The organism is Chitinispirillales bacterium ANBcel5, from assembly GCA_029688955.1.
Taxonomy (GTDB): Bacteria; Fibrobacterota; Chitinivibrionia; order Chitinivibrionales; family Chitinispirillaceae; genus Cellulosispirillum; species Cellulosispirillum alkaliphilum.
The window spans coordinates 1-7,103 of record JARUKZ010000070.1 but is presented as its reverse complement, the minus strand read 5'-3'; the positions used below and the strand labels follow the sequence as shown (position 1 = coordinate 7,103).

Below are 7,103 nucleotides of genomic sequence, written 5' to 3'. Positions count from 1 at the left end.
TCATTTGTTTTTTCAACTCCTGTGACCGATGAGTTCTCATTGTATGCGCAGTGGAATGAGTTGTTTAGTGTAACATACGATGAAAATGGCGGTGCCGGAGAAGTACCTGTTGATACTCAGAAGTATATCACAGATGAAACGGTAACAGTTCTTGGAGCTACACTAAACAAAGGTGGGCACATATTCAGTGGCTGGAAACACGATAATGGTACCACTTACAACGAAGGTGATACGTTCCTCATGGGATCAGGGGATGTTACCTTAAGTGCTGTGTGGGAGAAAAAAACGTTTACAGTGACATTTAGAGATGAGGATGGAACTGAGCTGAGCACACAAGAGGTGGAGTTTGAAGATACCGTTTCACCTCCTGAAGACCCGGAAAAGGAAGGTTTTGTGTTTGATGAGTGGTTGCATGGAGTATCACCGTTTGATTTTGGCACTACTATAGTAGAAAATATCACACTAACTGCAAGTTGGAATATTGCGCCACCTGAAATCGACGAACATCCAAATAATGTAACTGCTGATGCCGGAGACCGAGATATTACATTCTCTGTAACAGCTTCCGGTGGGGATGCACTGAGCTATCAGTGGCAAAAAGATGGAACTGATATCCCGGGCGCCAATGATGCTACTTTTACCATCGAAGAAGTTACTCTTAATAATACAGGATCCTATGTTTGCATTGTAAGTAATGACTCAGAAAGTATTAACAGTAACCCAGCCGTTCTTACCGTAAATGCAGCACCCTGGAGACCCTCCTCGCCAGATAGCCTGGTATATGATGGAAATGGCATGGTTCTGATTAAGGCCAACGGGTATGGGTTTCAGATGGGATGGGATGGAGCAAGTAATTCAAGCCCAGTATTTGAAGCTACATTTACCTATGACTTTTGGATGAGTACAACTGAAGTGACACAGGAACAATTTGAAAGTGTAATGGACACCAATCCTTCTCGATTTGATAATATCAACAACCGACCTGTTGAACGTGTAACTTGGTATATGGCTGTACATTACTGCAACGCTTTAAGTGAACGTAAAGGCTTGGATCCTGTTTATGACACAACAGACTGGACAGCGGATTTTAGTAAAAACGGATATCGCCTGCCAACAGAAGCCGAGTGGGAATATGCTGCGCAAGGTGGTACAAATAGAAGATGGTATTGGACAGAAAGTATGAGTGATTACCCACAGGAATATAGTGACACTGTTGATATTAGCGCCAATGCAGTATGGCATTACAATTCTTTTCGCCACGGTTTTACGCATCCCGATTTCGGAACACATGAGGTTGGAGATAAGTTAGAGAACAATTATGGATTGTATGATATGAGTGGTAATGTATGGGAATGGGTAAATGATTGGTATTATCGGAATTATAGTGGAGGACCAATTGTAAATCCTCGCGGACCAACCTTTTCTACTGGTGAAAGATCTATAAGAGGAGGGGGATTCGCTAATCTCCTAAGGGACTTGGCTACACATCATAGACGTGGCGAAGAACCAGATAAGATTCAAAATGATTTTGGTTTTCGTGTGGTTCGTTTAGCTGAATAGTATTTTCACCCTATAGTCATGTTACAACTATGGTTTATACGCAACAATCTCATTAATTGAGCTTGAACTATGTATGTGATAGCTTACGTAACCATGTAGCTGCATTTTTTACAATTAGACGAGCATCACCACCAAGCAAAAACGGACTATCTCATGCTAACAAGATTCGCAGTGCTGATATGGCAAAGGTATTATTCTGGGAAGTTTTTGAATCATTTCAAATCCTCATGCCCGAAAATTGCATCTCACACTAAATCTTTCAAGATCCCGGGTCGGTTCAAGAAAGTGATAAACATTGTTGATTCAACAACTATCAAACTTGTTTCAAATTTCAAATTGCATGAATTGGGCAAAGCATCGATGCATAAAGGCTGCTGCAAGTGCCATATGCGTTTAGATGCTCATTCTTATCTTCCACGCTTTGCACTAAATCAGCAAACAGCCACGATTCCAGAGAGGCAGTTGAGCTTTGGCAGATCTGGACAGCTTTGCTAACATATGTAATTTTGCGATTTAATGGAACATGAATAGATGGAAAGGAAGCTTTGACCGTTTATTAACAGTAATACGTGGAGTATTATGGAATCAATTTAGCTTGCTAGATGTCTTAAAAAATGTGGGACAGCATCGGATACAATCACTTTATGTTAATTAAAATGTGTGTAATGGGTATAAAAATACCACGGCAAAAATGATGATTTATAGTGTTTAGAGGCTATATATTTCCTATGACATCATTTCTATGGGATTGTAGTGAAAGAATGTATCTTTACTGTTATCCATTAAGCCGAAATAAGTAGCACATGATTTCGAGCATATTTTAAAAGTTTAGTACATTTTTTTTAATATTTTTGCATCAATTGTAAGCCTACTATCGTAAAAATCGTTCAACAAAACTTCTTCACATGATCTGAAAGAATGTAAGTACTTACTTATTTTTTGCTTTATTTCATGATTATTACAGTTTATGTGCATTTGCTTTCTAACGAAATATTTAACAACTTCATGTATCAAATTTTGTAAACTACATAGATAAGTACCATTTCTGCGCACACTAGCAAAAAAGCAGGACTACCAAGGTAATCCTGCTTACTAAGAAAATGCATTATTTCACACTTACATACTTATTCCAAAGGAAAACTTCCGGAAATAAGTACTCCATCACTTGAAAAAACAGCAATACGATCTGTTTTGAAAAAATCAGATGAATCGGGATTTGAAAAATCATTAAGTTTATTCCAGGGAGCCCAATCCTCGTAATGGATTCCAATCACACTTCCGCTTTGATCGGGGACCATCTGACCGGGTTCAAGGGTTACGCTGTAACTGTAATCAACTCTGTATTCATTACCATTAAGGTGTATGAGAGTTAGATTACTGTAAGGAGTGTGATAGTCTGAAATAACAGGTGTTTTGCCATCTTCAGCAGTAATATAGTAGCAAACGGTAAAATTACTGATTGGTTCATCACCTGTGTTTTTCAGATACATTCTTGGTTTTACAATGTTATTCTCATGTAATCCCTCATCTTTTACATAAACCTCAATAGAGGAACCTGCAGCGACATCACGTGGAATTTCTGTTCCTGCACTGACTCTGTAGGTTAGATTGTAAGAATCAGGGTTGAGATCATTAACTCTAATAAAGATTTGATCATCTGGTATAGTTGAAGGTATCCTTATCATAAGATATCCGTGCCCTGATGATCCGACATGAATATTAGTATATGCAATAATGGTGGATTCATCGCTTCCAAAAACGGTGATCTCCGGGTTCATTGCAGGATCAAAATTACTGACTCGTATTAAAATATCATCAGTTAAACCAGTTTTGTTAACACTAAAAAAGTCTTCATCAGAAGCATAATTTATAATACCGGCAATTTGTGCATTGTCGGGAGTTAATGGTGTGGCTGTCGCAGGACAACTACCATGATCATCCTCTACAACTCCTGTTACTTCAAAACGAATAGTTTTCTGGCGGCCAAAGGGTTTATCGTAGGGAGTTAGTCCTGGAGAGCTTGTTGCTCCGGCACTAAATACTTGTCCGACTGTTGTAAGCATTGCTGTTTCTTCAAAATTATCTGCCGTTACCGTTAGTGTATAATCACCATCCTGTTCAAAGCCACTATAGATTGCAGAATATATACCATCCTGGGCAACAGCATCACCGTTTGTACCATCATCATACATTTCAATCACAGTTTCGCCATCAGGACCTTTAAGTATAGCAGATACTCTTAAATCAGTTATTCTCTGTCCATCCATTGTGGATGCGGTAATAAGAAGAGGTTCGGGGTATTCTAATGTAGATCCGCTGAAGTTGTTTACAGAGAAATTGGCAACTCTGTTTAATCCAGTGTGATTAGTAGCCATTAGTCCTGAACCTTCATCTGTATCAGTATCAGAATGTCTGATGAATCTTTTATCTTTGACTTCAATATCAGGGTTACTAATCACTATCTCCAAATTGTACATGCCTGGATGATGGTTAACAATAGCTTCTTCACTGATTGTTATTCTTGTCGACAGACCATCATCTTCAATTACGCTTACAGTATTCGGTTCAGGAGAAATTTCTGCATCATATTGATCCCGAATGATGAATTCAATATCATCAGAATCTGCTCCGTTTAAGGATGTGTTTATGGATACATCTATACTGCTCGTATGGGGTTCAATATAAAAGTCTAATTTTCCATCAGAACGAACATACCAGCTCAACTCTTGCTTACCTGCAGCTTTTGAAACAGCATTAGTGTAAGCCTGATATAGAAGATTCTCACCTGTTATATTAACGTAAAAATCACCTCCGGTTCCTCTACCCAATTGTTCAAGCGTATCCCTTCCAGCTTCGGGACCATATCCAAACGTAAAAAGTGGTACTTTGGAGTCTTCGTATGCATCAATTACATCTTGTATGGTTGTACCCGTGTGTCTTGATTGATTATCCTGCCCATCGGATAAGAGCATAGCGATTCGAATTGCATTTGAGTGATCGTAATCATTTAACACACCCAATCCATAGATAGCACCATCAAAAAGAGCAGTCAAATAATCTGCTGTAATACCATCAATTGCTGCTTCAATAGTTTCTATATCACTTGAATCATTAATGGCTGTCATTGGTAATTCTGTGATATCATCATCTATGTTTGAAAAAGTAGTGATACCAACAGAAGCTCTGCCCACAGGGAGAAAGCTAACAAGATCCTTGGATGCAGATTTAACCCTGTCAAGACGAGATATTCCATCGGGGCATCCATCAATATCTGTCATAGATCCTGAGCGATCAATGATAAGAATGAGCTCAATATCATTATCCATCCATGTAATTTGTCCATTATTATATTTTAGGTATGTTGAATGCGGATTTGAAATCGTATCAAGCAAAACACGTATTTCATCATAAATAGAATCGTTGTTAGGGTTAGACCAAGTATCTCCAGGTGAAGGTGCACGTGTATTAAGAATACTGCTGTAATTTACTCTATGTGGTCTTAGTTCATAGTGCCCACCCATGTCCCACTCAGGATCCCTTACCAAAACATTCCATCCAGTTTCATCCCACATACGTCCCTGGGCGTTATCATATCCTGTATAAGTCCCAGCGTCGAAATTTAACCATTCATAGTTACCGCCGTAAGCATTGATTGGATAACTCATTATACTGATAGTCGTGTCATCATCCAATCTTGGATACCATAGCCATTCAGCAGGGGGGTCTTCATTATCACCAGTATCGTATAATGGATGCTGATCATACAAGCCATAGGCGTAGTGGGCAAATTCATGAGCCAATTGGTATCCCAGTTTGATCTGTCCATCCGGACTTTCAAGCCAACTACCCCCCCCCCGGTGTTTCTCTGTTACCTACCCATATTTTGCCATTTTTTGTGCTGATACCACTCACCGTAGAATAGGAGCGACTTACATCTTCCCAAATTATATCTGCTGCAGCACCCTGCATACCTCTTTGGAATATTTTAACCTCACCTAAATAGTGGGCACCATTTGATGCTTCCCATATTCCTGCAGCCATCGATCTGATAACCTGTTCATAATCCTGTCTGGTAGAATAATCAGGAGTGTCAAAAAGAGAGATCGCAATATCAAATATTTGTATTGAATCGCCGTTACCGTCAACACCACCTCTTACTGTTGAAAAAGGTTTTGGATTTATCGGTTCCGCATAGAGAGTAGAAAGTATAGACAATACCAGCATGCACATACTTCGTTTTAACATAAATACCTCCTGTAATGATGAAATTATAAAAAATTAAGGTAAACGCATTGAAGCACAAGGCAAGTGCTTAAATATCAGTATATTAACAACATGTTCTGTAAAAAGTAGTTCGTTTTCTTTTTTTGAATGACTAAAAGTATCTACTTCAATTCAATTCTCTTTAAGTTATCGCCCTTATCGTTTTTATAGATATACATCCCCGAAGCTCCGGAACGTAACTGCTGTAGTGTTTGTCCGGATTGTTTTCTTCCACGCAAATCATAAATTCCATTATTACGGAATTGCGATATCGGTTTACGGGTTATAGTAACTCTGGGGCTGGTTACACTGGAATTGTCCTCTGTCCAAAACACTTCCATAGCTATAAGTCCGTCTCCAGAACCGACCCACATAGGCCCATGATGACTTTGAGCTAAATTGTATATATAATGGTATAAAAGACCATGCTCTGTGGTAAATTGGAAAAGTTGATTACCAGCTTCATCAATTACAAAAATTCCCTGGTTAATTGTGGCAACCCATATTCTGCCATCAAGATCGATTTCAATATCTGAGCAGTTGACTTCATCATCAAGTATCTGCCTCCAGGGCATATTTTTGCTCTTCATGAAAAGTCCGTTTGTTGTTGCTGCGATGATTTGCTCTGATGGATGCGTTTTTAATGCATAAACAGCTCGGTTTTCGGGACCTTCCGGTGTTGTATCTTTCACAAAAATATCTTCTCTAAACCAAGAGACTCCCTTTGAACTACCCACCACTATCTCATTGTCAAAGGTTTCAATGGCTCTAATAATTAAAGGGGTCTCATGATTGTTAAAACCATCATTATGCTCATAGCTTCTCCAACCTGAAAAATCGTAACGCAGTACTCCATTCCTGCATGCTGCCCATAGAACATTTTCTTCGGAAACAACACAGTCTCTGATATCATACAGATTTCCAAGCGTATTTTCCCTGTAACGCGCAGAGTGTTCTCCCTTAAGATAGGTAAAGCCAAACGGTCCACCAAACCACTTTCCACCACTTGAGTCGACTGCAAAGGCATTAACAGTATTATGCAGCATTACATCATTAGTTGAATAGTAGCTCCACTCAGTTCCATCATACCGATGTAGCCCCCATGACGGATGGAAGTCGGGTGTAACCCATAAATTATTGTTATGGTCAACACTGATAAAGTCAATCTTATTTCCTTCAATCCACCCTCTTTGATGCCATATAAAGCCATATCCTGAGTTAGAAAAAATTGGTTTACCGCTACGAATATAAACGAATTTTGTTGTATCGTAAAATGCAAA

At 39.1% G+C, this 7,103-nt stretch carries 4 protein-coding genes; 1 reads left to right on the top strand and 3 read right to left on the bottom strand.

The window, feature by feature from the left end; translation table 11 throughout:
* A partial coding sequence (locus tag QA601_18480) for an SUMF1/EgtB/PvdO family nonheme iron enzyme (protein ID MDG5817091.1) occupies positions 1–1,560 on the top strand: 1,560 nt, incomplete at its 5' end.
* Positions 1,561–2,684: 1,124 nt separating this feature from the next.
* On the opposite strand, the gene QA601_18475 is transcribed toward QA601_18480, so the two are convergent.
* From QA601_18475 to QA601_18465, 3 genes are all read right to left on the bottom strand, one after another.
* Entirely contained in the window at positions 2,685–5,360 is a 2,676-nt protein-coding gene (locus tag QA601_18475; protein MDG5817090.1) for a VWA domain-containing protein, read from the bottom strand.
* Positions 5,361–5,403: 43 nt separating this feature from the next.
* Positions 5,404–5,805 (bottom strand): hypothetical protein, encoded by a 402-nt coding sequence (locus QA601_18470; GenBank protein ID MDG5817089.1) that lies wholly within the window; start codon positions 5,803–5,805, stop codon positions 5,404–5,406.
* Between the two features lie 140 nt (positions 5,806–5,945).
* On the bottom strand, positions 5,946–7,103 hold a 1,158-nt coding region (locus tag QA601_18465), incomplete at its 5' end, for a hypothetical protein (GenBank protein MDG5817088.1).

Coding starts and splice junctions, on each gene's coding strand:
- QA601_18470 (MDG5817089.1), bottom strand. CDS start 5,805: ATGTTAAAACGAAGTATGTGCATGCTGGTATTGTCTATACTTTCTACT.